At 57.7% G+C, this 24917-nt stretch carries 22 protein-coding genes; 9 read left to right on the plus strand and 13 right to left on the minus strand.

All coding sequences use genetic code 11. The annotated features are described in order from the left end of the window. Positions 1-238: 238 nt before the first annotated feature. A complete protein-coding gene (gene cobS / locus AC13DE_RS17630) occupies positions 239-1225 on the minus strand; it encodes a cobaltochelatase subunit CobS (RefSeq protein ID WP_446295604.1) in 987 nt (328 codons plus the stop codon). A 222-nt stretch (positions 1226-1447) separates the two neighbouring features. Then, positions 1448-2074: a J domain-containing protein gene (locus tag AC13DE_RS17635; RefSeq protein ID WP_446295603.1), complete on the minus strand. Its 627-nt coding sequence runs from the start codon at positions 2072-2074 to the stop codon at positions 1448-1450. Between the two features lie 74 nt (positions 2075-2148). Between AC13DE_RS17635 and AC13DE_RS17640 the strand changes: the two genes are divergently transcribed. After that, the gene (locus AC13DE_RS17640) at positions 2149-2406 is read left to right on the plus strand and encodes a BolA family protein (RefSeq protein ID WP_446314027.1); all 258 of its coding nucleotides are present in this window, start codon (positions 2149-2151) and stop codon (positions 2404-2406) included. A 27-nt stretch (positions 2407-2433) separates the two neighbouring features. On the opposite strand, the gene AC13DE_RS17645 is transcribed toward AC13DE_RS17640, so the two are convergent. The 4 genes from AC13DE_RS17645 to AC13DE_RS17660 form a co-directional block, all read right to left on the minus strand. Then, positions 2434-2985, minus strand: coding sequence for a DUF4177 domain-containing protein (locus tag AC13DE_RS17645; protein WP_483048575.1), 552 nt, complete (start codon positions 2983-2985; stop codon positions 2434-2436). Positions 2986-3076: 91 nt separating this feature from the next. After that, positions 3077-3544 (minus strand): thioesterase family protein, encoded by a 468-nt coding sequence (locus AC13DE_RS17650; protein ID WP_483048576.1) that lies wholly within the window; start codon positions 3542-3544, stop codon positions 3077-3079. A 74-nt stretch (positions 3545-3618) separates the two neighbouring features. After that, on the minus strand, positions 3619-5130 hold the full coding sequence (gene gatB, locus AC13DE_RS17655) for an Asp-tRNA(Asn)/Glu-tRNA(Gln) amidotransferase subunit GatB (protein WP_483048577.1): 1512 nt from the start codon (positions 5128-5130) through the stop codon (positions 3619-3621). Between the two features lie 172 nt (positions 5131-5302). Further along, positions 5303-6610 (minus strand): hypothetical protein, encoded by a 1308-nt coding sequence (locus tag AC13DE_RS17660; RefSeq protein WP_483048578.1) that lies wholly within the window; start codon positions 6608-6610, stop codon positions 5303-5305. A 209-nt stretch (positions 6611-6819) separates the two neighbouring features. Here AC13DE_RS17660 and AC13DE_RS17665 point away from each other — a divergent pair, with 209 nt between their 5' ends. Next, a complete protein-coding gene (locus AC13DE_RS17665) occupies positions 6820-7635 on the plus strand; it encodes a transglycosylase SLT domain-containing protein (protein WP_483048579.1) in 816 nt (271 codons plus the stop codon). Between the two features lie 43 nt (positions 7636-7678). On the opposite strand, the gene AC13DE_RS17670 is transcribed toward AC13DE_RS17665, so the two are convergent. Genes AC13DE_RS17670 through pepN form a run of 3 tightly spaced genes read right to left on the minus strand, consistent with a single transcriptional unit; the run spans position 7679 to position 11403 of the window. After that, positions 7679-8113, minus strand: a complete 435-nt coding sequence (locus tag AC13DE_RS17670; RefSeq protein WP_483048580.1) for a hypothetical protein — start codon at positions 8111-8113, stop codon at positions 7679-7681. Continuing rightward, positions 8113-8847: an SDR family oxidoreductase gene (locus AC13DE_RS17675; RefSeq protein ID WP_483048581.1), complete on the minus strand. Its 735-nt coding sequence runs from the start codon at positions 8845-8847 to the stop codon at positions 8113-8115. The genes AC13DE_RS17670 and AC13DE_RS17675 overlap by 1 nt, the downstream gene beginning before the upstream one ends. Positions 8848-8850: 3 nt before the next feature. Then, entirely contained in the window at positions 8851-11403 is a 2553-nt protein-coding gene (gene pepN / locus AC13DE_RS17680) for an aminopeptidase N (protein ID WP_446314034.1), read from the minus strand. Between the two features lie 116 nt (positions 11404-11519). Between pepN and AC13DE_RS17685 the strand changes: the two genes are divergently transcribed. The 4 genes from AC13DE_RS17685 (at position 11520) to AC13DE_RS17700 (ending at position 15515) form a co-directional block, all read left to right on the plus strand. Then, complete coding sequence (locus AC13DE_RS17685; protein ID WP_413842146.1) at positions 11520-11795, plus strand: hypothetical protein; 276 nt, start codon at positions 11520-11522, stop codon at positions 11793-11795. A gap of 230 nt (positions 11796-12025) precedes the next feature. Beyond that, a complete protein-coding gene (locus tag AC13DE_RS17690; protein WP_483048582.1) occupies positions 12026-14167 on the plus strand; it encodes a malate synthase G in 2142 nt (713 codons plus the stop codon). Between the two features lie 74 nt (positions 14168-14241). Then, a complete protein-coding gene (locus tag AC13DE_RS17695; protein WP_446295592.1) occupies positions 14242-14664 on the plus strand; it encodes a GlcG/HbpS family heme-binding protein in 423 nt (140 codons plus the stop codon). A 74-nt stretch (positions 14665-14738) separates the two neighbouring features. After that, positions 14739-15515 carry a gamma-glutamyl-gamma-aminobutyrate hydrolase family protein gene (locus AC13DE_RS17700; protein ID WP_483048583.1) on the plus strand — a complete coding sequence of 259 codons (777 nt, stop codon included), beginning with the start codon at positions 14739-14741 and terminating at the stop codon, positions 15513-15515. 262 nt (positions 15516-15777) lie between these two features. Here the strand turns inward: AC13DE_RS17700 and AC13DE_RS17705 are convergent, their stop codons facing one another. Continuing rightward, positions 15778-16530 carry an SDR family NAD(P)-dependent oxidoreductase gene (locus tag AC13DE_RS17705; RefSeq protein WP_446314038.1) on the minus strand — a complete coding sequence of 251 codons (753 nt, stop codon included), beginning with the start codon at positions 16528-16530 and terminating at the stop codon, positions 15778-15780. A 242-nt stretch (positions 16531-16772) separates the two neighbouring features. Between AC13DE_RS17705 and AC13DE_RS17710 the strand changes: the two genes are divergently transcribed. The 3 genes from AC13DE_RS17710 (at position 16773) to AC13DE_RS17720 (ending at position 21418) form a co-directional block, all read left to right on the plus strand. Continuing rightward, on the plus strand, positions 16773-18347 hold the full coding sequence (locus AC13DE_RS17710; protein ID WP_483048584.1) for a Re/Si-specific NAD(P)(+) transhydrogenase subunit alpha: 1575 nt from the start codon (positions 16773-16775) through the stop codon (positions 18345-18347). A 13-nt stretch (positions 18348-18360) separates the two neighbouring features. Further along, positions 18361-19794, plus strand: a complete 1434-nt coding sequence (locus AC13DE_RS17715) for an NAD(P)(+) transhydrogenase (Re/Si-specific) subunit beta (protein ID WP_446295588.1) — start codon at positions 18361-18363, stop codon at positions 19792-19794. Between the two features lie 340 nt (positions 19795-20134). Next, on the plus strand, positions 20135-21418 hold the full coding sequence (locus tag AC13DE_RS17720) for a DUF3422 family protein (RefSeq protein WP_446295587.1): 1284 nt from the start codon (positions 20135-20137) through the stop codon (positions 21416-21418). A 4-nt stretch (positions 21419-21422) separates the two neighbouring features. Here the strand turns inward: AC13DE_RS17720 and AC13DE_RS17725 are convergent, their stop codons facing one another. The 3 genes from AC13DE_RS17725 to AC13DE_RS17735 form a co-directional block, all read right to left on the minus strand. Next, on the minus strand, positions 21423-22469 hold the full coding sequence (locus AC13DE_RS17725) for a YeeE/YedE thiosulfate transporter family protein (protein ID WP_483048585.1): 1047 nt from the start codon (positions 22467-22469) through the stop codon (positions 21423-21425). A gap of 317 nt (positions 22470-22786) precedes the next feature. Further along, complete coding sequence (locus AC13DE_RS17730) at positions 22787-23785, minus strand: ABC transporter permease (protein WP_446314041.1); 999 nt, start codon at positions 23783-23785, stop codon at positions 22787-22789. Next, positions 23778-24845 (minus strand): ABC transporter permease, encoded by a 1068-nt coding sequence (locus AC13DE_RS17735; protein WP_446295584.1) that lies wholly within the window; start codon positions 24843-24845, stop codon positions 23778-23780. The genes AC13DE_RS17730 and AC13DE_RS17735 overlap by 8 nt, the downstream gene beginning before the upstream one ends. Positions 24846-24917: the final 72 nt, after the last annotated feature.

Below are 24917 nucleotides of genomic sequence, written 5' to 3' on the forward strand. Positions count from 1 at the left end.
GGTTTGGACCAGTCTTTCAAACACCTTCCCATGGTGCAGACGATCGACATCGCGAACCTTCCCACCGGATCCTGACCGGTGCCCGGCCGCTCCCGCAAAAAGCAGCCTCGGTTCGTCACCAGCCCGGAGCGACAGGTCGCGCCCATAACCCGGCGACGGGCGATCGGCACATAGGTGACCCCAGCGCTGGACTTCGCAAGATACCGAAGTTGCGCAGGGGCCTATGGAATTCAGGGCTTCAGCCAAGGCTCACGCTTGCAGCGCTTTCGGGAAGTTCCTCGTCGAACAGGCGCTGATAGAATTCGGCGACGGTCTGACGCTCAAGCTCGTCACATTTGTTGAGGAAGGACAGGCGGAAAGCATAGCCGACATTCCGAAAGATTTCAGCGTTTTGCGCCCATGCAATGACGGTCCGCGGCGACATTACCGTCGAAAGATCGCCGTTCATGAAGGCCGTCCGCGTCAGATCGGCCACGGTGACCATCTGTTTGATGGTCTTGCGGCCCTTGTCGGTATTGTAATGCGGATTTTTCGACAGAACGATCTGGGTCTCGGCGTCGATGCTCAGGTAGTTCAAGGTCGCGACCAGCGACCAGCGGTCCATCTGACCCTGGTTGATCTGTTGCGTACCATGATACAGCCCCGTCGTATCGCCCAGGCCCACGGTGTTGGCGGTGGCAAAGATACGGAAATAGGGGTGGGGTTCGATCACCTGGTTCTGGTCCAGCAAGGTCAGTTTGCCGTCGACCTCCAACACGCGCTGGATCACGAACATCACATCGGCGCGGCCGGCATCGTATTCATCGAATACGATCGCGGTCGGGTTGCGCAACGCCCACGGCAGGATACCTTCCTGGAAATCGGTGACTTGCTTGCCATCTTTGAGCTTGATCGCATCCTTGCCGATCAGGTCGATCCGGCTGATATGGCTGTCAAGGTTGACGCGCACGCAAGGCCAGTTGAGCAAGCTTGCAACCTGTTCGATATGGGTGGACTTGCCGGTGCCGTGATACCCTTGGATCATGACACGGCGATTGTGGTTGAAACCGGCCAGTATGGCCAGGGTTGTATCAGGATCGAACTTATAGGTGCTGTCCAACGTGGGTACACGGCTGGTGCGGTCCTCGAACCCATGCACGATCATATCGGTGTCGATGCCAAAGACTTCGCGAACCGAGATCTCTTTGGTGGGCTTTGCGTTGAGTTCCAATGAGGTCTCGGCCATATTCTATGCGTCCTTCATGCTTTATTCTTTGTCTTGCGGCACAGGAGCGCCACAGCTTTGGTTGGCAACATATCTTTCCTGAGCGCGAGGGAAAGAGCCAAATCGCCCCATGGCAAAGTCTCGGATCAGAGGCGGGGATCAAGGGGCGATGCGAAATCCGACAGCGCCCCCGACGTGATAATCTCTCAGGCCGATGCCCTCGGCCTGATGCGCATGTGCAAATCAGTCCTTGAAGTTACGGCTTCCTTTAAGTTGGTCCCACGCCCACACAACTTCCTGAAGCTGTTCTTCCTGGCTGCGGTCACCACCGTTCATGTCAGGGTGCAAAACCTTGATAAGCGCCTTATAGGCTTTGCGAACTTGGGTTTTGGTCCATGTGTCTTTCGCCTCCAGAATCTCGATGGCGCGGCGTTCTGTCGGGGGCAGGCGGCGCCCTGCGGCGGGACCTTTTCCAGGATTTTGCGTGGCATTTTTACCAAGCACCTGGTGCGGATCCTCGATGCCCAGTCTGGCCCACGCGCGGGCCTCTGGATCGCCCAGCGGTTTCGTGGTGCGTTCCCAGACTTTATCCTTGGACATCTGCGCGTTTAATTCGGCTTCGGTAGTGCCATCGAAGAAATTCCATTTTAGGTTGTACTCGCGGACGTGCTGCTGGCAAAACCAGAAATAGTCATCCAGTACGTCTGGCGCTTTGGGGGCTCTGTATTTGCCGGGCTCTTGGCAGCCCTCGTGGGAGCATAGGCGCTGTGATGTCTCGGATGCACCGGACATCCCCCGGCGACCGCGGGGGTTCTTCTTTTTGGAGGACGACACAGACATGTCGAATCCAAAGGGATCAGGCTTGGGCATGATATGGACCTTTCCGACTCAGGCCGGTCAGTTTAGACCTTGCAGCGTGAGATTGAAGGGGGCTGGATTAAAAAATGTCAGTGACACAAGAAATTGCCGATCGACTTGAAGACGCATTTAGCCCGACTGAACTGAATGTCATCGATGACAGCGAAAGCCATCGCGGCCACGCAGGACATCGCGAAGGCGGCGAGAGCCATTTCAACGTGAAGATTCGTTCGGCCCATTTCAAGGGCTTGAACCGGTTAGCACGACACCGTGCGGTGCACGATGCCCTGGGGCCCGACTTGATTGGCCGTATTCACGCATTGTCGCTTGATTTAAGCACATAAACCGCGTGATCCGGGCCAGTAGCCGGATCAACGATGGGTATCGGGGTCTTCGGAAGTATCGGGCTTTTCCGCTGGGGTCGGGGACGCCGACGCGCCGCTATCATCTTGGGAAAGCGTACGGCCGGGTTTGCGCCGGGAGGCCAAGGCATTCAGCATCTGTGGTGGTGTATCCACATCATCGGCATTGTCATCGTCATGCTCATCATCAAATAGCCCGTCAAAAGGGGCAACGGCCTTCGCAGGCATGCGAACAGGGGCCGGAGGCTCACGCCGTGTCACCGCCGGCTCAGGGGGGATATCAGAGGGTGCAGGAAGCAATTCAGGCTGGAATGCTGCCGCTTCGGTTTCTCTAAGGCGGCGGAACACCAGAATATTTCGCCACTCTTTGGTGGTGCCGGTCAGTCCAGCACGCTCGATCGACGGTAAGGTTTCCGCCCGAAGATATTCCCATCCATAACCTGAAAGTCCGTTCATCAGCTCTTGGATCGCATGGGAAAATCTGGCCTCTGCCCCCTTCACGTTCTTGCCTTTGAGGCCTTTGGTCGGGGCAGGTACGACTTTATATTCGTAACGGGGCATCTAAGCGCTTTCGGATTAGTCGGGTCAAGTTAGCAATCTATGGTAACCGGGGAAAGCTTTACAGCCCAAAAACCGGTATCGCCGATCCGACTTAGCGGTTTAACCCGATTTTACGGCCGGCACGATCCGGAAATGGCAGGCTGGCGTGGGCTGATTTCATCGCTTCAAGCTGATCAAGAATTGAAGCGGGCATCGGTGCGACGCGGGGACCCGATTGGTCGACATGCAGTGTCAGGGCCTCGCCCGTGGCAGCCAGCCACCCATCTTCGTGCCAAAGCTCTACAAAGCTGTGAAAGCGCTTCTCGTCAAAGTCGAGTAACTGAAAAGTACAGTAGGTTGATGCCCCTTCGTGAAGCTCGCGAACATAGCATATATGAAACTCTGCCACGTAGGTGGTGCAGCCCTGTTTCTGATACTCCGGCCCAAATCCGATTTGGGCATAGGCGTCATCGACGGCATTATCCATCAGCACAGAATAATACGCCATGTTCAGGTGACCGTTGAAATCGATCCATTCGGGTTTCACGACACGGGGGGAAGACCGAAAAGGGGTGTTCATATCGGGTGAACCTTTACCAGAGGGGCTGCGTAGGAAAAACGGGTCGGGCGCGTGCAGCGTCCCGCCCCAACAGGTCAGCTGTTCAGCTTTTTCGCGACGATTTCGTTAACGGCCTTGGGATTCGCCTTGCCGCCAGTGGCTTTCATGGTCTGCCCGACGAACCAGCCCGCCAGTTTTGGATTCTCGCGCGCTTTTGCGACCTGATCGGGGTTCGCGGCGATGATCTCGTCCACGGCGGCCTCGATCGCGCTGGTGTCTGTGACCTGCTTCATCCCGCGTTCTTCAACGATCACGGCAGGATCACCACCTTCGGTATAGACGATCTCAAACAGGTCCTTGGCGATCTTGCCCGAGATCGCATCCGAGGCGATCAGGTCAATCACCCCGCCCAGTTGCGCCGGGGTCACGGGGCTGTCGGTGATGGCTTTCTCGTCTTTCTTGAGGCGGCCAAACAGTTCGTTGATGACCCAGTTCGCCGCCATCTTGCCATCACGACCCTGCGCGGTTGCTTCAAAATACCCTGCGCTGTCGAGATCCGAGGTCAGCACCGAGGCGTCATAATCGCTCAGGCCGAAGTCCTTGATAAAGCGCGCTTTCTTGGCATCGGGCAGTTCGGGCAGGGTGGCTTCTATCTGGTCGACCCACGCCTGTTCAATAACCAGCGGCAGCAGATCGGGGTCCGGAAAATAGCGGTAGTCGTGCGCCTCTTCCTTGGACCGCATCGACCGGGTTTCCTGCTTGTCCGGGTCGAACAGCCGGGTTTCCTGCACGACCTCTCCTCCGCTTTCGACAATTGCAATCTGGCGTTTGGCCTCAACTTCGATCGCTTGCTGGATGAACCGCATCGAGTTCATGTTCTTGATCTCGCAGCGGGTCCCCAGATGGCTGAAATCCTGGGTGGCTTGATATTTTTCGTACTGGCCGGGCAGACAGATCGACACGTTCACATCGGCGCGCATGGCACCGGACTGCATGTCCCCGTTGCAGGTGCCCAGATAGCGCAGAATCTGGCGCAGTTTCGTTAGGTAAGCAGCGGCCTCTTCGGGGCCGCGGATGTCGGGGCGGCTCACGATCTCCATCAGGGCGACGCCGGTGCGGTTAAGATCCACGAAAGACATGTTCGGGTCCATATCGTGGATCGATTTGCCCGCGTCCTGTTCAAGGTGGATACGTTCAACACGCACCAGCCGTGCCGTACCGTCGCCCAGTTCGACCAACACTTCGCCTTCGCCGACAATTGGGTGATAAAGCTGCGAAATCTGATAGCCTTGCGGCAAATCCGGATAAAAGTAATTCTTGCGGTCAAACGCGCTTTCAAGGTTGATCTCGGCCTTGAGACCCAGCCCGGTGCGCACGGCTTGTTCAACACAAAATTCGTTTATCGTCGGCAACATGCCGGGCATGGCCGCGTCGACAAAGGACACGTTGCTGTTGGGTTCGGCACCGAACTTGGTCGACGCGGCTGAGAAAAGCTTGGCGTTCGACAGAACCTGCGCATGGACTTCCATACCGATGACCAGTTCCCAGTCATGTTTGGCACCGGCAATGGTGCGCACTTTCGGGGTATCATAGGTCAGGTCAAGCATCGGGGCACCTTTGGCGTCTGGAATGTAACGCCTTGGTCATAAGACAGGGGGCGAGGTGCTGCAAGAGGGGGCAGACCGGCATCCGGGTGCCAATCTGGTACAGCGGCAGGGGCGGCGCGCGCGGGCCTAGCAGGTGTCGTCGTTGCCCGAAGACAAAGGCCGGGGCCGGGTCTCACGTCGCGATGGCGCGGGGGCCTTCTGGGGTAAAGACAATGCTGTTTCCGGCGGCGATTTCGGATTTGAACAGGTTCGCCATGATCCGCAGCGCATCATCGCGCCCCGACGCGGCGAATTTTTGCGGTGACCGGATGTGCAGATTGTTATCAAATCCATGTGCCGCATGGGCCCATATCATCGGATGTAATTCGGTGATATGTTCTCGGACGATCCATTCGGTGCAATCAGCAATCTGGCGACGAATGTGATCGGCCTGTTCGTTTTCCGATACACCCTGACCCATGGTATTCGCGCAGTATGCAGCCAACAGGTTTGCCGTGTGCGGGGTCGGGCAGCGTGTCAGGATATCACGCAGACCATCGATAAAGAATGGCAGGTCAAGATTGGCACACGCCACATCGTCGTTCGAGATGGCGTCGAACTGGACCCATGTATATCCACCCGCCCCCCAGATGTGTTCGGTACGGGCCGCAGTGCGGCGGGCTTCGAGTTCGAGCTGATCATAACTGCCGAACCAACGCGGCAAAAGATGACTGCCCATGGCCCGCATGGGGCGCGGATTATGTTGGTTGAGATCAATCAGCCGTTCGTACTGGTCTGCGATCTTGTGCGTCTTGCCACCGGCTCCGGTAACCTGCGCACAATGGGTCGCGACGACCAGAGGGCTGGTCGGGAAACGGTCTATGAAAGGGGCGATGATGTCATACGCGCGCTCGAAATGAGCGTTGAAGGCTTCGAGGTTGCGCAGGGGAATTTCATCGTCGCAAGCTGTGCCGCGCCAAGCCCAGCCGATGTCGATGTGGGTTTGGGCGACGATGCAGGCGATGACATGATTGTCAGGGTTTTCGGCAAGAACGTGCTCAAAATCTTCGATACCGTTCAACAGTTCCTTGGCGACACCTGTTTCAATTTCCGAGATCACGTGTTCCGCCGCAAGCACGACATCGGCCCGGACACCAAAGGCGATGAGTTCGGCCACAGACATGAACCCCGGCGTCAATGTATTGGCGGCGTCCGCGTTTTCGATGGCGCGTGTCAGACCCTGCCAGTTCTCTTGCCGTACAAGACGCTGGCCCAATTGCTGATTGTCATCGCGCAGCTTTTCTTCGGCTGTGGGGTCGGGGCATTCGATGCGCAGGCTGGCATGCAGGTGTGACGGGACTGCGCCACGGGTTATGCGGTTCTGGCGTTTTGTCTTGGCGATCTTTTCGGCGAGCGCCAATATTGACGGCGGCGGCGGGGTTGCGTCGTGCACAGTCGTCGGGGAATCTTTGCGTTTGAAAAGCTTTTTGATTTGCAGCATTGTTTGTCCAGTTAATCAGTAACTCGCCATCTGCTGTCAAACTGGCCCGCCATTTGGGCACCAAGATGGCGCTGCTGCGGTGGGTGTAGGATAATTTTAGCTCGGGGCAGAGCGTTTGAGGCCAAAATCAGTCGTATTGTTCAATAAAGAGCAACTGTGGCGATCAAGATGCCGTTTTGTTGTTGGCCAACCAGGGTGAAATGATCGTTATGGATTTAACAGACTGGGGCAGCGCCGTTTCGCGCACGGCCAGAATCGCGATGGTTGTAAGTGGATTGATCGCAGCAACCCAGGGGGTGGCCGAGCAGGCCGGCCCGTTGCCGCCCACGCTTGGCATGGATGGCGTCAGGCCCCCGACAGGGCGGACCCTTGCTGCGCCGATGGTGCCTGATCTGGTGCCACCGGGGGCACCCAAGATCCCCCCGGTACCAGCTATATCGCTGGCATTGCCACCCTCGATTCAGGTTGTATCGCCTCCTGCGCGGTCACCAAATTTGCCCCGGACCCGGTGGCAACACCGGCGGGGAAACGCAATGTGGACACGCACGGCCTTGTCCGCTCTCAAAACCCATGGCAAGCCCCTGGTCGATATCGTACCTGCCGACATCACGGATTGGTGTCCGGCTTATCCGACGGCCAGCGAAGCAGATCGCCGCGCGTTCTGGGTCGGATTTCTGTCAGCGTTGGCCAAACACGAAAGCACCTATAAAGCACGCGCTGTCGGCGGCGGTGGGTTGTGGTACGGATTGCTGCAAATTCTGCCCGCGACGGCACGGGGGTACAAGTGTAACGCGGGAACGGGCGAAGATTTGCAAAACGGATCCGCGAACCTGAGCTGTGCGGTGCGCATCATGGCGACCACGGTTCCCCGGGATGGCGTGATCTATGGCAAGGGCGGGCGCGGCGTCGCAGCCGACTGGGGACCGATGCGCAGCCCTGCAAAACGTATGGACATGTCACGTTGGCTAAAGCGGCAATCTTACTGCAAGCCTCTGGATGCAACACGACCCAAGGCACGGCCCTAGGGTTTCCGGCGCTGGCTGGCAAGGCGCAAAGACCCCCAGGCAATCACTGTCTGAGGCTGAAATGATGCCGTTCGGTTTTGATGTCGTTCGCGTTCAACTGCGCTTCAAGCGCTTGATGGGGCGGTGTCGCTTCGTATGGAATGCGAAGCTGACGACCGGATCGCAATACCACGGTTGCGCGAACAGAAAAATCCAGTCGTGTATCCAGCCGCACCCGGCTGATCTCAGTAACCGCCACCCGCGCCGTCCGGATACCGCTGTGCCAGCCCAGCGTCGTGGGTGTCAGCGTCAGGCCCGCGGTCGGTGCCTTGATCTGATCCCACAGCGCGGGCACGGTGAACAGCGCCAGCACCCCAAGCAACAGCGGCGCAGCATCGAGCCAGAAATACGTCCCGATCAGCACCGCCCAGATTGCTGCCACAACGATCATCGTGCCGGGGTTGCGTCCTTGGCGCGAGTAACGAAATTCGTCGGTCACTAACGCCCGCCGCTGACGTCCAAGGTGGTGCCGGTGATATAGCTGGCGGCATCGGACAACAGAAAGAGCGTCGCCTTCGCGACCTCTTCGGCCGAACCGACCCGTTGCATCGGAATGTTTTTCGACAGTTTTTGCGCCCGATCCGGCACACCGGCCTTGGCGTGGATTTCAGTGTCAATCAGGCCGGGGCGGATGGCGTTGACCCGAACGCCGGTTGCGGCAATTTCATTTGCAAGCCCCTTGGTAAAAGCGTCAATCGCCGCTTTGGAGGCCGCGTAATCGACAAATTCATTGGCTGACCCCAGCCGCGCCGCAATCGACCCCATGTTGACGATGCTCCCGCTGCCTTGCCTGGTCATCCGTGCCGCCGCCGCCTGCGCCACCATCATCGCGCCGATGACGTTGACGTCGAACATGCGTTTCAGCCGGGCGTGATCCATGTCCGCGACGGTCGCGACGGCGTCAACGATACCTGCATTGTTGATCAGCGCGTCGAGCCTTTTGAAATGGTGATCAACTTTGGCAAATATCCGGGCGACGTCATCGGGGACGGCGACATCGCCTTGGCAGATCAATGTACGCGCGCCCTTGGTTTCGGCCTCGCGCGCGACAGCTTCGGCCCCGGCCTTGTCCGAGCGGTAATTCAGCGCAAGGTCATAGTCGGCTGCAGCCAGTTTGGCGCACGCGGCACCAATACCTGCCGAAGCGCCGGTGATAAGGAGGATAGGTCGCATAGGTCAGGCTCTCTGTATACGGGTTAACATTTCTGTAGTGTCGCGCGACAGATCCGGCTGCGCAAGAATACGATCGATTTCTGCCTTCATCAGCGCCTGACGATCAGCATCGTAACGCCGCCATGTCTGAAAAGCCGCGCACATCCGCGCGGTCGTCTGCGGGTTCAGTGGATCAAGCTTGATCAGCCAATCCGCCAGCAGTTGATAACCGACGCCACTGGCGTGATGAAACCCTGCATGATGTGCCGCAAAACTGCCGAAAACCGCGCGGAACCGGTTTGGGTTCTTCCAATTGAAGTCGGGGTGCTTGGTCAATGTCTGCACCACCTCGTGGGCGTCTTCCGGATCGGCTTCCATCACTTGCAGGCCAAACCATTTGTCCATCACCAGACGGTCGTTCTTCCATTGGTTTTCAAACCCCTGCACAGCCTTGCTACCCCGACCCGCACGTATGAGGTTGGCCAGAGCGCTAAGTTGCTGGGTCATATTGTCAGCGTTGTCATATTGTTTCTGCGCGGCCTTTGCGTCGTCATTGCGGGTCAGCAACGACAAGGCCGCATTGGCAAGGGACCTCTTGCCCGACTGCTCCGCATCGGGTTCATAGCCTGCATTCACCGTGTGCCGACGGTAAAGCGTTGGAACAAGGTCTTCGTAGGATTTCGCCATTGCGCTGCGGGTCGCTTCGACGGCGGCATAGATGATGTCGGGGTCGGGCGTGTCGCCAGCGTCGGCCAATTCACGTGCCAGATCAGACTGCGACGGCAAGCCGAGCACCAAGGCGCGGAATGCAGGATCAAGGCTTTCGTCGCTGATCACGGATCGGACACCGGCCAACCAGTCGGGGTTGGGCGACGTGCCCTCGCGGATCATCGCCAACAGCGACCCGAACGCCAGCATGCGTCCTTGTTCCCACCGGTTAAACGGGTCGGTGTCATAGGCCAACAGATGCGCGCGGTCAGCGTCGGATAGTTGCTGTTTCAGCACCACCGGTGCGGAGAAGCCGCGAAGAACAGAAGCTATGGGCCGGGTACCCAGATCGTCGAAAACAAAGCTCTGTTCGGCTTCTGTCATCTCAAGTATTCTGGTTTCCTCGACCTCGTCGCCGTCTTGGCCGATCAGGCCCACCGCGATGGGCAGAACCTGGGGTTGAGGCGCGGGAGTAGCGGCGCTGGCGGGAGTGTGCTGCCTGAACTTCAAGGTCAGCGTGCCATGCTGCCAATCTTCTGTCACCGACAGATGTGGCGTGCCCGCTTGACTGTACCAGCGTTTGAACTGCGTCAGATCGCGACCTGTGGTATCTTCGAACACCCGCAGCCAATCTTCTATCGTGCAGGCTTGACCGTCGTGGCGGTCAAAATAGAGATCAAGCGCGTCCGAATAGGCCTTGTCGCCAACCAACAGCTTGAGCATGCCAATGACCTCGGCACCTTTTTCATAGACAGTTGCGGTGTAGAAGTTATTGATTTCCTGAAAGCTTTCGGGCCGCACCGGGTGGGCCAGCGGGCCTTGATCCTCGGCAAATTGCCGGGCGCGCAGGTCGATGACATCGCTGATACGTTTTACCGGTGCTGACCGCATGTCAGACGTGAACTGACTGTCGCGAAACACCGTCAGACCTTCTTTCAGGCATAGTTGAAACCAGTCGCGGCAGGTGATCCGGTTCCCTGTCCAGTTGTGAAAGTATTCGTGCGCAATAATCGCCTCGATCCGTTCAAAGTTCATGTCGGTGCTGGTTTCAGGGCTGGCAAGAACGGCGGAGGAGTTGAAGATGTTCAGCCCCTTGTTTTCCATCGCACCCATGTTGAAGTCATCCACGGCGACGATGTTGAACAGATCAAGGTCGTATTCGCGCCCGTACTCGTCCTCGTCCCATTTCATACTGCGCTTGAGCGCCTCCATGCCGAACGCACACTTGCCTTCATCGCCGGGACGGACATAGAGATTCAGCGCGACCTTGCGTCCGGACATGGTGGTAAAGCTGTCAGAATGGGCAACGAGGTCACCAGCAACCAGCGCGAACAGATAGGAAGGCTTGGGCCACGGGTCGTGCCAGATGGCTTGGTTGCTTTCGACCGAGGTGGGATTGCCATTCGACAGCAAAACTGGATGAGAGCCATTGATCGTGACGGTAAACACGGCCATGACATCGGGGCGATCGGGGTAATAGGTGATCTTGCGAAAGCCTTCGGCCTCACACTGCGTGCAATACATGCCGTTGGACATGTAAAGCCCTTCCAGTGCGGTATTGCCTTTGGGGTCGATCTCGACCTCCGCTTCCCAGACGAAAGGTGCGTCGGGCACATCGCAAGTCAGCCCTTGCGGGGTGACGTCGGGAGAAACAACCGCACCGTCGATGGTGGCCCCGATCAGGGTCAGATTTTCACCATGCAGAAAGAAAGTGCGGTCAATTGCTTGCGGATTGGGGCGAAACGCGATGCGGCTTTTGACGCGCGTCTGGTGCGGTTTCAGGTCAAAGTGAAGGTCTACACTGTCGATAGTAAAGCCGTAGGGCGTGTAGTCGGCCAAGTATATCGTTTGCGGTGCTGCTTCACTCATATTTTTTTCCTTTATTGTGGAACCAGATGTCCAGTGCTCAAGTTAACCCTCCAATAGCAGCCACGCAAGGTGAGCCGTCGGAACAAGGCGTGCCCATCTAAAAAAGGAGAAAGCTTATGTCGGCACCCGACACAAACACACATAAGCAGGAAAAAGAGCATAAACCCTCGCTTTTGGGCATAAAGGGCGCAATGCTTTTTGCGGTTCTGGCGATTTTGGTTGTTATACTTTTCATGTGGGGTAACGGTCGCGAGGCAGATATCGGGTCATCTGCCATTCAGGATACATCGGGGACTTCCGAAGCCTATCCGCCAGCATCGCGACCAGAAACTCCTATTGCGCCTGATGACACTGTCACTCCCGGCGCAAATGAGAACAACAAGAAATTTTAAACAACTTTTTTCCAAGAAATATCTAATCAAGTTATATTTTTCCAGGCAGGCTCTCTTAATCGGGAGCCTGCTTTTTTTATGCAACCCGCACGTAAATCATTGATCGGGGATATTTAGACACCTGTGAAGCGGCTATTTGGTAATATTACTTTACCAAAATAGCTTGCTCATTCTCGGCTTACCCACTAAGCGTAAGTTGATTACGTGCCAGCGCAGCAAGGATGCTTTAGATGACCAACAGAACGGATAAGAATGGCCTTCAGGTCGCAGACGAACTTGTTACCTTTATAGAAGAACAGGCTCTGCCAGGGACGGGCGTTGATCCGGCAGCATTCTGGGCTGGTTTTTCCGATCTGGTCCATACAATGGGGCCAAGGAACCGCGACTTGCTGCGTATTCGCGAGGATATGCAGGCCAAGATCGATGCGTGGCACAAAGATCGCGCTGGCAAGCAGCACGATGCCGATGACTATACCGCTTTTTTGCGCGAAATCGGTTATCTGGTGCCGGAAGGCCCCAAGTTTTCGATCGATACAAAGAACGTGGATCCCGAGATTGCCACGGTACCAGGGCCGCAACTGGTTGTGCCGATCACAAATGCTCGTTTTGCGCTGAACGCTGCCAATGCGCGGTGGGGGAGCTTGTATGATGCGTTTTACGGTACCGATGCCTTGGGCGATCTGCCGCAGGGCAAAGCCTATGATCCACAGCGTGGTGCGCGCGTCGTAGCGCGGGCCAAGGCGTTTCTTGATGAGGCCGTTCCGTTGGCGTCGGGCAGCCATGCCGACGTCGAGGGGTATAGCGTGAAGCAAGGCGCTTTGGTGCCTGACTTGAAGTCGCCCGACCAGTTCGTCGGCTATCGCGGTTCGGAAGATAATCCCGACGTTATCTTGTTGAAACACAACGGGCTACATATCGAAATTCATGTGGATGCAAAGCATGCCATCGGCAAGACAGATCCGGCGAATGTATCGGATGTGGTGCTTGAATCCGCCATGTCTACCATCATGGACTGCGAAGACAGCGTCGCGGCCGTCGATGCGGAAGACAAGGTTGTGGCCTATGGTAATTGGCTGGGGCTGATGAAGGGTGATTTGTCAGAAACCTTCGAAAAGGGTGGCCAGACCGTAACCCGCAAGATGAACTCTGACCAGGAATATACCGGCGCGAATGGAGCAGGGGTTACGCTGAAGGGGCGGTCGCTGATGTTGATCCGCAATGTCGGCCACCTTATGACAAACCCGGCCATTCTGGACCGCGACGGAGCAGAAATAGGCGAAGGGCTGATGGACGCGATGATCACAACGCTCATCGCCATGCACGACTTGAAAAAGACAGACGGGATCCGTAATTCGGTGGTGGGGTCGATGTATGTCGTGAAACCCAAGATGCATGGCCCGGCGGAAGTTGCTTTTGCCGATGAGATATTTGACCACGTAGAGAAGACTCTGGGCCTGCCGGCGCATACCGTAAAATTGGGAATTATGGACGAAGAACGTCGCACGTCGGCAAATCTGGCGGAATGTATCCGCGCAGCCAAGTCGCGGGTGGCATTTATCAACACCGGTTTTCTTGATCGCACGGGTGACGAGATCCACACGTCGATGGAGGCGGGGCCGATGGTCCCGAAAGGCGAGATGAAGAACGCCGCGTGGATCGGTGCCTATGAGGATCGCAACGTCGATATCGGTCTGGCGTGCGGGTTGCAGGGAAAGGCGCAGATCGGCAAAGGCATGTGGGCAATGCCCGACATGATGGAAGCGATGCTGGAGGCCAAGATCGGCCACCCGAAGGCCGGAGCCAACTGCGCATGGGTCCCGTCGCCCACGGCGGCGACGCTGCACGCGACGCATTATCATCAGGTGGACGTCCTGGCGCGGCAGGAAGAGATCAAGGCCGGTGGTGCCAGAGCCACCCTTGACACGCTGTTGGACATCCCTGTGTTAGAGGGGCGCAACCTGTCGGACGCTGAAATCACCCAGGAGATCGAAAACAACGCCCAAGGAATTCTGGGTTACGTTGTCCGCTGGGTTGATCAGGGTGTCGGATGCTCAAAGGTGCCTGACATTCACGATGTGGGCCTGATGGAAGACCGTGCGACCTGCCGGATTTCGGCACAGGCTTTGGCGAACTGGCTGCACCATGGCGTGATCTCTGAAGTCCAGGTCATGGCTGGATTGAGAAAAATGGCTGCTGTGGTCGACCGTCAGAATGCCGGGGACCCGCTATACCGTCCCATGGCACCTGGATTTGATGGCATCGCATTTCAGGCCGCGTGCGATCTGGTGTTGAAAGGGCGAGAGCAGCCGTCGGGGTATACTGAACCTGTGTTGCATGCGCGTCGTCTCGAACTGAAAGCGGCTCAGGCTTGAGAAACCGGCGAGCGAGGGGCCAGCCCCTCGCGCTCCCCGGAGTTTATTTCGCAAAATGAAGAAGGTTTAGATTAATGGTGTCGTTGGAACAGGCGCGGGTGATGATCGCGCAAACGTTGAAAAAAGGTCGGGAAATGGGGCTGAAGCCCTTGTCCGTCGTGGTTTTGGATGCAGGCGGGCATGTGCAGGCTTTTGAACGCGAAGACGGCGCGGCGCCCGGCCGGTTCGGTATCGCGCATGGCAAGGCTTATGGTGCGGTGATGCTGGGCATGGCAGGGCGTGCGCAAATGGCGCGGGCCGAAGCGCAAGCTTATTTCATGGCGGCGGTGAACGGTGTTTATGGCGGTGCCGTTGTCCCTGTGCCCGGCGGGGTTTTGCTGCGTGACGAGCAAGGTGTGGTGATCGGGGCGCTTGGCGTGACCGGGGACACGTCGGATAACGATGCCGAGGCTGCGTTGGCGGGGGTCGCCGCGGCCGGCCTTACCGGTGAAGCCTAGACGGCACGGTTGGGTGTTGAGGTAGGGTCGCACACGTTGTAGGCTTTGCTGAAACGCAAAACTTGAGGCTGCATATGTCACGTCCTGTTGTTGGTATCGTTGGAAATACCAGCCTAATGAATGATCAGTATCAGGTTCATGCAGCCGGCACGATGAACACCATAGCAGTCGCTGAGGTGTCCGGCTGCCTGCCCTTGATCATCCCGAGTGACCCGTCGCTGGTGTCGGTCGAGGAACTGCTGGAGGTCTGCGACGGGTTTCTGCTGACCGGGGGGCGCCCCAACGTGCATCCTGAAGAGTATGGCGAGTGCGGAACCGCCGCGCATGGCACCTTTGATCGGGCGCGCGATGCTGTGGCGTTGGGGTTGGTGCGGGCCTGTGTCGAGCGAGGGCAGCCGTTTTTTGGCGTGTGCCGTGGGTTTCAGGAGGTCAACGTTGCAATGGGCGGGACTTTGTACCCGGAAATTCGCGATTTACCGGGGCGGATGAATCACCGCATGCCACCTGATGGTACGATGGAGGAAAAGTTCGAGCTAAGACATGATGTCACCTTTACCCAAGGTGGTGTTTTTCATGAGGTGCTGGGGAAGCCTAAGGTGCGTACCAATACGCTGCACGGGCAGGGGATCAAGGTCGCCGGCCCGCGCGTGATTATTGATGGGTTTGCTGAAGACGGCACGCCCGAAGCGATCTATATCAAGGATGCACCCGGATTCACCTTGGCTGTGCAATGGCATCCTGAATGGGATGCCAAAAATGACCCGGTATCGCGTCCATTGTTCGAAAGGTTCGGCGCGGCAGCCCGGGCCTGGGCGGAAGGGAAACGCCAGCGAATTTTGAAATCAGCCTGAGCGGCCGTCACCCGCACAAGGTGGCATTTTGACCCCGCCGCCTTGCGGGCCGTCCGGGTTGAGGGGGGCGTACACCGTCAGGTGCCGGGGCGTATCAACGGTGATGCCGGATTGTCGTGCCCCAAGGGCATCGTCCCTGCGGCAGGTTCGAAAGATCACAGGTGTGTCGGCATCATGTCGCGGGGAGTGCAGGTCTATGTCCATAGGGCGACCGTAGCCGCACTATGGTTAATAACTTATTATCATCGGTGTAAAGGCTGGCTTACATGTGTCCGCCGGTCACCTGGATGCACTGGCCGTTAATGCTTTGTGATCCTGGGCCGATCAGCCAGCGGGCGGCGGCGGAGACTTCGGACACCTCGATCAGGCGCTTGTGCGGATTGGAATTTACCATGATCGCACGCGCTTTTTCTTCGGTAATGCCGGCCCGCTCTGAGATCGATGCGGTGTTGCGCGTCACGATCGGCGTATCGACATATCCGGGGCAAATGGCGTTGAACGTATAGGGTTGGCCCATGTAGTCTTCGGCGAGCGACCGTATCAGGCCGATCATTCCGTGTTTGGAGGCGGAATACGCGGCAGCGCCTGGCAACCCTCTGAGACCGGCCATGGAAGAAATCGCGACCACGCGGCCCCAGTCGGTGTCGCGCATGGATTTCAACGATTCCCGGATGGTGAGAAACGCACCGTCCAGATTGGTAGCCATCATATTGCGCCAAAACGCCATGTCGGTCTTGTGGACGGCCTTGCCCTCGGCGATGCCGGCGTTGGGGATACAGATCTGGACCGGCCCCCGCTCCGCCACGGCGCTCGCGATTTTGGCGACAACGTCATCTTCGTCGCGCACATCCATTGCCATACCGGTGATGTTTTCGCCTGCGACGCTGTCCAGCACCTCTTGGCGACGCCCGGTTATGGTGACAAGGGCCCCCTGGGCTGCGAGATCGCGCGCGATGGCGAGCCCAATGCCCGTACCCCCGCCGGTGATAAGCGCGTGTTTTCCGTTTAGGTCCATGGTTTTTCCCTCAATTTGGCCTTGGTCGGTACCATGCTGGGCGGAAGTTTTCACAGGCGCAAGGCCCGGTGGGATGAGCAGACGGGGATTATGAAAAGAAACTGTGATGTTAGCGCTATTGAATGCCCGATTAGCGGTTCTAATCCCTTGGGCATCTTGTACTATAGGAACCCAAGCGATATCGCTCTGAGTAATATTATTGCGCCGGGTTCGGCGTCGAAGCATAAACGGGGGACTCTGGATTGAAGATCGGGACACCAAAAGAAACTTTTGCCGGGGAAAATCGCGTTGCGATGACCCCTGAGTCAGCGCTTCAGCTGCAAAAACTGGGTCATACATGTATGATCGAGACCGGTGCGGGCGACGCCGCTGGTTTTTCAGACGAAAAATACACCAGCGCCGGCGTTGAAGTGGTTACCACCGCCGCCGCGCTGTGGGAGGCCGCGGATGTGGTCGCTAAAGTGCGTGTGCCGGACACAACCGAAATGGGTCTGTTGCGCGAAGGCCAGACGCTGATTTCGTTCTTCAGCCCTGTCGCGGACGAAGCAAAGATGAAAGTGGCCGCTGACAAAGGGGCCACCGTCGTTGCGATGGAGATGATCCCCCGGATCAGCCGCGCGCAAAAGATGGACGCGCTGTCGTCCATGGCTAACATCGCGGGCTACCGTGCGGTGATCGAGGCAGGCAACAACTTTGGCCGCTTCTTTACCGGTCAGATCACCGCGGCGGGCAAGGTGCCTCCGGCGAAGGTTCTGGTTGTCGGTGCCGGTGTTGCCGGTCTGGCCGCGATCGGGACCTCGACGTCCCTTGGCGCGATCACGCTAGCCTTTGACGTGCGCCCCGAGGTGGCAGAGCAGGTCGAATCAATGGGCGCGGAATTCGTATACCTCGATTTCGAGGAAGAGCAGCAGGACGGCTCCGCCTCCGGTGGCTATGCCTCTGTTTCCTCGCCTGAATTCCGCGAGGCACAGCTGGCCAAGTTCCGCGAGCTTGCCCCCGAGGTCGACATCGTCATCACCACTGCGTTGATCCCCAACCGCGAAGCGCCTGAGCTGTGGACCGAAGATATGGTCGCCGCGATGAAGCCCGGTTCGGTGATCGTCGATCTGGCGGCGGAAAAGGGCGGCAACTGCAAGCTGACCAAGATGGACGAGAAAATCGTGACCGAGAATGGCGTGACCATCATCGGCTATACTGATTTTCCCAGCCGGATGGCAACGCAAGCCTCGACGCTTTATGCGACTAACATCCGGCATTTGTTGACCGATCTGACGCCCGCAAAAGACGGTGTGATCAACCACAACATGGAAGACGACGTGATCCGCGGGGCGACCATCACCCATGACAAGGAAGTCACCTTCCCGCCGCCGCCACCGAAAGTGGCCGCGATCGCGGCGGCTCCGAAGAAGGACAAGCCCAAGGAACTGACGCCGGAAGAGAAACGCGCCAACGAAGTGGCCGCGTTCAAGACGCAAACCCGTAATCAGGTCGGCCTGCTGGCCATCGGCGGCGCGTTGCTGCTGGCGGTTGGACTGGTCGCGCCGGCCAGCTTTATGCAGCACTTTATCGTGTTCGTGCTGTCCGTGTTTATCGGCTTCCAGGTCATCTGGGGTGTGGCGCACAGCCTGCACACGCCGCTGATGGCTGTGACCAATGCGATTTCGTCGATCATCATTCTGGGGGCGGTCATGCAGATCGGGTCCGGGTCGTTCCTGGTGATTATTCTGGCCGCGCTGTCGGTCTTTATGTGCGGGATCAACATCTTTGGTGGCTTCCTCGTGACACGGCGCATGCTTGCCATGTTCCAAAAATCGTAAAGGGTTCAGGTAAATGGATTTTGGTTTTACAACAGCGGCTTACGTAGTCGCCGCCATCCTCTTCATCCTCAGCCTTGGCGGGCTGTCGGGTCAAGAAAGCGCCAAGCGCGCTGTATGGTACGGAATCGTGGGCATGGCCTTGGCCGTGGTTGCGACATTGATCGGGCCGGGGGCCGGGTTCTGGCTACTGTCGCTGATCCTGATCGCGGGTGGCGGCGCCATCGGCTATCAACTGGCGACAAAAGTGCAGATGACGCAGATGCCCGAACTGGTTGCGGCGATGCACAGTCTTGTCGGTCTGGCGGCGGTGTTCGTCGGCTATAACGCTCATTTCGAGCTTGGTAACGTACTTGCCATGGACGAAGCCGCGCGGGCGAACCTGCATGGTTTTGCCGAATTGCTGGCGCATAAGGATATCGTCGAGCAGAATATCCTGCGCGTCGAGCTGTTCTTGGGCATCTTCATCGGTGCCATCACCTTTACCGGTTCGGTTATCGCCTATGGCAAGCTGGCAGGGCGGGTGAACACAGCGGCAACGAAACTGCCGGGGGGGCACATCCTGAATGCCAGTGCAGCAGCCGTGTCGTTGCTGTGTCTGATCTGGTACTTCAACACAGGTGGCTTCCTGCCGCTGTTCATCATGACCTTGGCGGCGCTGTTCATCGGCTACCACTTGATCATGGGCATCGGAGGCGCGGATATGCCCGTGGTTGTGTCGATGCTGAACAGCTACTCCGGCTGGGCCGCGGCGGCGATTGGTTTCAGCCTTGGCAACGATCTGCTGATCGTCGTTGGCGCGCTGGTCGGCTCGTCCGGTGCGATCCTGTCCTATATCATGTGTAAGGCGATGAACCGTTCGTTCATCAGCGTGATCCTGGGCGGCTTCGGCGGCACATCCGGTCCGCAGATGGAGGTCGAGGGCGAACAGGTCGCGATCGAGGTTGACGGTGTGGCCACCTTGTTGAACGAAGCCGACAGCGTCATCATCATCCCCGGTTACGGCATGGCGGTGGCTCAGGCACAACAAGCGGTAAGCGAACTGGTCAAGAAGCTGCGTGCCCAAGGCAAGAATGTGCGCTTCGCCATTCACCCGGTTGCGGGTCGTTTGCCGGGCCACATGAACGTGCTGCTGGCCGAGGCCAAGGTGCCTTATGACATCGTGATGGAGATGGACGAGATCAACGACGACTTCCCGAAGACCGATGTTGCCATCGTGATCGGGTCCAATGACATCGTGAACCCTGCCGCACAGGATGATCCCAACAGCCCCATCGCCGGTATGCCGGTGCTGGAATGCTGGAAGGCAAAGAACGTCATCGTGTCCAAGCGCGGGCAGGGCACCGGCTATTCCGGTATCGAGAACCCGCTGTTCTTCAAGGACAACACGCGGATGTTCTATGGCGATGCCAAGGCAAGTCTGGACAAACTGTTGCCGATGATCGACTGATTTTTCGGTATCAGGTCGACAATGATAAAAAGGGGCGGTGCTATCGGGTGCCGCCCTTTTGCGTTCGATCTCCGCCGTTTGGCCTAAGGCAAATTTGGCCTGCATTTACGGCACAGGGTCAGCGATGGCCAACCTTTGTAAATTCCACTACATGTCGCGGATCCGACGGTGGATCAGGGCGAAGGCGGTTGCAAAATCTTCACCGCCGCGTCATGCAACATGTTAAGGTATTCCGCGGTACACCGTAACTTATTGATAATCATAAATATTAGGCTATCCTTTATTCAAAGCGCTTTGTATTGTTCGGAAAATATGTTGCACGACTACACAAGGTAATCGAATGGCCACGATCAAAGACCATCCTTTGCGCTACACACTTAACAGCGAATTGCACGCGCGCCCGTTTCCATCGCTCACCGTACCACATGTGGGGGCTTATCTGGCGATACGACAGCCCGGCGATGCCGCGTCTCGCGATCGGTCACAAGATCTGGATCACCTATGTGCGCTTCTCAAGCATTATGGTGCGCCGCTGCCTGCGGATAACGCTACTCACTACTACGGGCCGATGGGTAAATATGCGTTAAAGTGGGAACAGCACACAGAATTTGTCACCTATACGGTGTTTTTGGATCAAGCCGGCACGCGGCCCTTCGACCCCGCGGAATTTGATGTTTTCCCCGAAAGCTGGCGCAGCAACCTGAACGCGGAACGTATCACCTCTATTCTGCTGCGCCTTGTGAAACGACCCGAGCAGGATACCGAAATCTCGGACGCGCTCAGCGATTGGTTTGTTCCCGAAAGCCTGGCCGTGGCGTCTGTGCTTGATGAGGCCGCTGTCGTGGCCAGCGATTTCCGCATCGATTCATCTGGTCACATGCGCATGGCCATCTTCGCCTCCGAAGGGACCGGCAGCAGGCGGCTAGGGCGTATCGTCCAGCGCCTCTGCGAGATCGAAACCTACAAGTCGATGTCGATGCTGGGTTTCGCGCAAGTGCGCGATTTCGGGGGGCAGCTCAATGCGCTCGACAGTAAGTTGACCGACCTGATGGCGACGATGCGTGAGACCGGGGCAATGGCCGAAGACACGCTGCACAAGCTGTTGGATGTCTCGGTGCAACTTGAAACACTGTCTGCGGAAGTCTCTTACAGGCTTGGCGCGACAGAGGCATATCAGGCGATTGTCGCGCAAAGAATCGCGGCGTTGCGCGAATCCCGTTTCAGATCGCGGCAGGGGTTTGATGAATTCATGATGCGTCGGTATGAGCCCGCGATGCGCACCGTCAAATCTTCCGAAACCCGGTTGCAGACCATGTCAGCACGCGCGATCCGTGCCGCCGAATTGCTGCGGACCCGAGTAGACGTAGAACGTTCGGCCCAAAATCAGGCCATTCTGGCCAGCATGGACAAACGCTCCGACCTGCAACTGCGGTTGCAACACACGGTCGAAGGGCTGTCCGTGGTCGCGATCAGCTATTACGCCGTATCGCTGGCATCCTACATGCTCTACCCGCTGGCCGAGCAGACAGGGATCAGCAAGGGCACATTGACTGCCCTTGCGGTGCCGGTGGCGGTTGGCTTGGTGTGGTGGCTGCTGCGCCGGCTACGGCACAGGATCCAATGAAACGTCAGCCGTGGGCCGGGCGCTGTGCAGGCGCAACCTTCAACGCCGCCTGCATTGCCAACCCACCGACAGCAATCATGAAGATCGCGTAAATCGCCGCCACTGACAGGGTGGGCACACCCGACAGCCCCGCCCCCAACGTGCAGCCGCCGGCCAAAACACCGCCTACACCCATCAACGCAGCCCCGGCCAGATACCGACCGGTCTGCGCTGGCGTCTCAAAGCTTTGCCAAGCGAACCCCCCGAAGGTCAGGCTTGCCAAAGCGGCACCGGCAAGCACGCCGCCCAGCAAACCGACACCAAAGCCGGCCGGGATGGCGCTGTTGGCGATGACCCAGAACAGCGCGTCGGAAGAAGGAGCGGTAAAGGAAAGGCTTTCCATCGCAATGGGGTCAAATTCGTCGAACAGGATAAATCCGGTCCCGACCCAGGCCAGCGGGACCAGCAGCCCGATGATCGCCGCCATGACCAGCGTCCCGGCCCGGTTGCCTGACCGTGCTGCATAGCCCAATGCCGCCAGAACGATAACCGCCGTCCAGAACCAGCTGCCACCCGGCCAGTTCGCCAGGCTGATGGCGCTGCCCAAATCAGCCGTCACAGCCCCCAATGCGACGCGAAACGGTGCAAATACCCCCTTGATTGTTGCGTGGGCAACCACAGCGAATACCACAAGTACCAACAGCGCGCGAAGATTTCCGGTCCCGGCCAGAACAGTCAGCCGTGAAACGCACCCGCGTGTCAGGATCATGCCCGCGCCGAACAGCAGTCCGCCGACAGCAATCGCAAGATATGGCAACTCAGCCGACATAAAGCGATGATCGTCAAATGTGATCCACCCCGCGGCAATGGATGCCTGGGTTCCCGCCACGGCAAACGCCAATGCCGTCAGCCATACCCCCGCCGCTGAAACGCGATCTTCCCCGACCAGCGAGCGACGAAAGCAGAACCTGGTAATCTGACCGAATACCCCGAAAAGCAACCCGACCAGCACCGCCAGTAGAACGGAGGCCTGCTGCGGCGTGACATTTTCAAAACCAAGTGACTCAAACATAACCCTGATCCCCATGTATGCAGAACAATTTCCCAATTGGCCTGAATTCACAGTGATATCAAGGCATTTCAGCCCGCAGATTCGCAGTTACCAGGTAAGATATTCCGCGTGACGGTGAAGCAGACAGAAATAATTCTCCAATGGACCGGCTGCACGAACAAGCACACCGTCACCACTCACGGCACCGCACTTATTTCCTTATTCGCCGAAGCGTCAAATTTGTCCCGGCTCAAGAAGCCAGCCCACCACACTGGTTTCACCCTTTTAAAAAAAACTCAAAACCGACCCGAATTCAGACGCAGCCTGTAGAAGCTTGATCACCGCCCGCGCAGACGGGGGTCCAACGCATCGCGCAACCCGTCACCCAGATAATTCACGCTCAGCACCGTCAGGGAAATGGCGATACCGGGCAGCAGGACACGTTCGGGAAATTCCTGCATCCGCGATACGGCATCGGACAGGAGTTTGCCCCAGGTTGGAAAATCCGATGGAAACCCCACGCCGAGAAAGCTCAAAGCGCTCTCGGTAATGATCGCGGTCGCCAACCCCAATGTCGCAGATACCATGATCGGGGATATTACATTGGGAAGAAGATGCCGCCGAATGATCTTTCCCGACCGTGTGCCAATGGAGCGGGCAGCGAGGATGAATTCGCGTTCCTTCAATGCAAGTATATCGCCCCGCACGATCCGGGCGGTCTGCATCCAAGAGGTCAGGCCGATGATTCCGACGATCAGGATAAACATGCCCCCCTCTGGCCCGAACCGGGCGTTCAGGGGTTGACGGAACAGCGTGACAGCCAGCAACGTCAAGGGAAGGATCGGCAGTGACAACACCAGATCGGTAAACCGCATCAGCCAGAAATCCAGCTTTGTGAAGAAGCCCGACAGCACTCCGATGGCACTGCCGATCACCAACGCCAGCCCCATTGCCAACCAGCCAACCGCCATCGACACCTGACCGCCCGCGATCATCTGGGCCATGATATCACGGCCCAGTTGATCGGTGCCAAAAGGATGTGCCCAGCCTGCCTTGGCTTCGCTGTCGAACAATAGCTGGTAGATCGGGCGCCAGTTCTTATTGCGAATATCCAACGCCTTGGGGTCGACATCCCAGAGGAACGGGCCGAACACCACAGCAAGGGTGATGAACAGCAAGAAGCCTCCGCCAAACACGGCACCCTTGTGTTTGCGAAACTGCTGCCAAACGTCGATCCACTGGCTGCGCGGCGGTTTTTGCGGTTCCTTGTCGACCAACGCCCCGTACAGTTCCAGTTCGGCCTCGATCGGGCTTGATGGGATTGCTTGCTCAGTCATAGCGGATCCTTGGGTCAAGCAGGCCGTATAGAATATCGGCAATCAGGTTAAACAGAACGATCAGGATGGCAAAGATAAAGGTAAGTGTCATCACCATCGGCAGATCATTGGCAAAAAGCGCGGTCAGCAGAAGCTGGCCAATGCCGTTCACCTTGAACACGTTCTCCGTAATGATGGCCCCGCCGAAGATTGCCGGCATGCCAAGGGCGATGACGGTAACGACAGGGATCATCGAATTGCGCAGGACGTGTACCAGAACCACCGTCGTTTCCTTGAGCCCTTTGGCGCGGGCCGTACGGACGTAATCCTGATTGAGGTTGTCCAGCATGGCACCACGCATGTAACGGCTGATTTGGGCGGTGGTTTGCAGCGCAAGTACCATGACCGGCATGATCATTTGCATGAACTGCACCTTAAAGCTGGCCCAGTCGGTTACCACATGGGTGGTGTCATAGATTGAAGGCAACCATCCCAGTGAAACCGAGAAAATAACGATCAACAGCGGACCGGTAAAGAACGGCGGAATGGAAAAGCCTACCATCGTCACAAAGGTGCCGGCCTGGTCGAACAGTGAATAATGGCGATAGGCAGAATAGATTCCGATCGGGATCGCGATCAGGATTCCCACGATATAGCTGAGCCCCACCACCCACAGCGTCTGCGGCATACGCTGAATGACGATATCCATGATCGGGCTGCGGGTTTGCCAGCTGATGGCACGCTGCACCGGGCGAACAGCGCCGGTATCGGGGTCCACGAATGTTGACAGATGGGTGTCGGGCAACCAGCCCAGCAGCAATGTGTCGCGCGTAGCCCAATCAATGAAGACCTGAGGTTCTACCCAGAAAAACTGGATCAACCATTTGTAGTATTGAACATAGATCGGCTGGCCCAGGCCCAGGGCTTCGCGCATTTTCTGTTTGACTTCCGGGGGCACGGTCAGCGGCACCTGCGCCATCGGATCACCGGGGGCCAGTTGCAGCAGCAAAAATATAACGAGGCTGATGAACAAAAGCGTCGGTATCGACAAAAGCAGTCGACGGATAGTGAAGGTCAGCATGCGCGGCACCTTTGCAGGTCAGTCTAGGGGTGGAGAAGCGGCGAAATCCGAAGGATGCGCGGGTTCGCATGT

The sequence above is a fragment of the Sulfitobacter sp. L-8 genome, from assembly GCF_056859255.1.

Coding starts and splice junctions, on each gene's coding strand:
- AC13DE_RS17700 (WP_483048583.1), top strand. CDS start 14,739: ATGTCACGTCCTGTTGTTGGTATCGTTGGAAATACCAGCCTAATGAAT.
- AC13DE_RS17645 (WP_483048575.1), bottom strand. CDS start 2,985: ATGCCCCGTTACGAATATAAAGTCGTACCTGCCCCGACCAAAGGCCTC.
- AC13DE_RS17720 (WP_446295587.1), top strand. CDS start 20,135: ATGGCCACGATCAAAGACCATCCTTTGCGCTACACACTTAACAGCGAA.
- AC13DE_RS17640 (WP_446314027.1), top strand. CDS start 2,149: ATGTCAGTGACACAAGAAATTGCCGATCGACTTGAAGACGCATTTAGC.
- AC13DE_RS17735 (WP_446295584.1), bottom strand. CDS start 24,845: ATGCTGACCTTCACTATCCGTCGACTGCTTTTGTCGATACCGACGCTT.
- AC13DE_RS17690 (WP_483048582.1), top strand. CDS start 12,026: ATGACCAACAGAACGGATAAGAATGGCCTTCAGGTCGCAGACGAACTT.
- AC13DE_RS17730 (WP_446314041.1), bottom strand. CDS start 23,785: ATGACTGAGCAAGCAATCCCATCAAGCCCGATCGAGGCCGAACTGGAA.
- cobS (WP_446295604.1), bottom strand. CDS start 1,225: ATGGCCGAGACCTCATTGGAACTCAACGCAAAGCCCACCAAAGAGATC.
- pepN (WP_446314034.1), bottom strand. CDS start 11,403: ATGAGTGAAGCAGCACCGCAAACGATATACTTGGCCGACTACACGCCC.
- AC13DE_RS17660 (WP_483048578.1), bottom strand. CDS start 6,610: ATGCTGCAAATCAAAAAGCTTTTCAAACGCAAAGATTCCCCGACGACT.
- AC13DE_RS17635 (WP_446295603.1), bottom strand. CDS start 2,074: ATGCCCAAGCCTGATCCCTTTGGATTCGACATGTCTGTGTCGTCCTCC.
- AC13DE_RS17725 (WP_483048585.1), bottom strand. CDS start 22,469: ATGTTTGAGTCACTTGGTTTTGAAAATGTCACGCCGCAGCAGGCCTCC.
- AC13DE_RS17695 (WP_446295592.1), top strand. CDS start 14,242: ATGGTGTCGTTGGAACAGGCGCGGGTGATGATCGCGCAAACGTTGAAA.
- AC13DE_RS17715 (WP_446295588.1), top strand. CDS start 18,361: ATGGATTTTGGTTTTACAACAGCGGCTTACGTAGTCGCCGCCATCCTC.
- AC13DE_RS17665 (WP_483048579.1), top strand. CDS start 6,820: ATGGATTTAACAGACTGGGGCAGCGCCGTTTCGCGCACGGCCAGAATC.
- AC13DE_RS17675 (WP_483048581.1), bottom strand. CDS start 8,847: ATGCGACCTATCCTCCTTATCACCGGCGCTTCGGCAGGTATTGGTGCC.
- gatB (WP_483048577.1), bottom strand. CDS start 5,130: ATGCTTGACCTGACCTATGATACCCCGAAAGTGCGCACCATTGCCGGT.
- AC13DE_RS17705 (WP_446314038.1), bottom strand. CDS start 16,530: ATGGACCTAAACGGAAAACACGCGCTTATCACCGGCGGGGGTACGGGC.
- AC13DE_RS17650 (WP_483048576.1), bottom strand. CDS start 3,544: ATGAACACCCCTTTTCGGTCTTCCCCCCGTGTCGTGAAACCCGAATGG.
- AC13DE_RS17685 (WP_413842146.1), top strand. CDS start 11,520: ATGTCGGCACCCGACACAAACACACATAAGCAGGAAAAAGAGCATAAA.